Genomic DNA, 649 nt, shown 5'->3' with positions numbered 1-649 from the left:
TCCCTTAATATTTCAGATATATCACGATAACTCAATGCATATCTTAGATAGTAGCCAACGGCTACAGTGATAACATCTTTGTTAAATTGCTTATATCTGAAATAGTTCATACAGAAGACTCCTTTTTGTTAAAATTATACTATAAATTCAACTTTGCAACAGAACCAAAAATAGTTTCTCAGTTTAGTGATGCGAGTAAAGATAAAAATGAGTATAAGCAACAAAATAGTGAATTGACAAAAGACGATAAATTAGATGATCAAAAAGAAGATATGATAAACGAAATTCATTCTAAAAAAAGTTTTTGGAGACGATTATTCGGTAATTAAAAATGAATGTAAAAGGTGTATCAAGGGTTTATAAACCCTTGATACACCTTTTACTATGACTCAAACTTCTGATACTCGTCATTTATTGTAATTTTAGTTAATAGTTTTGTTCAACATCAATAAATTTTCTAGGCATAATAGCTTATATTATGATATGAGCACACCGAACCAATAAATGATAAGTAAAGTTTTTTCATTAATTTTCTTTCCTAAAAAGAGGCTGGGACATAATTCCTAACAAAATAGCCAGTAAATGAGTTTATTATAAATTCATTTACTGGCTTCTTTATTTACAATACTACGTATTGTTGGCTCGCTTT

1 protein-coding gene and 1 pseudogene are annotated in these 649 nt (G+C 28.2%); one reads left to right on the top strand and one right to left on the bottom strand.

The window, feature by feature from the left end; genetic code table 11:
- Positions 1-110: pseudogene (locus AC2FB1_RS11075) on the bottom strand (IS6 family transposase); the annotation flags it as partial.
- A gap of 15 nt (positions 111-125) precedes the next feature.
- Here AC2FB1_RS11075 and AC2FB1_RS11070 point away from each other — a divergent pair.
- Complete coding sequence (locus tag AC2FB1_RS11070; RefSeq protein ID WP_490675272.1) at positions 126-329, top strand: hypothetical protein; 204 nt, start codon at positions 126-128, stop codon at positions 327-329.
- The last annotated feature ends 320 nt before the right edge of the window (positions 330-649 follow it).

It is taken from the genome of Staphylococcus sp. CoH_129_LAB_1 (assembly GCF_058191515.1).
The sequence above is the reverse complement of the archived record's forward strand: the minus strand, read 5'-3'. Positions and strand labels throughout refer to the sequence as shown.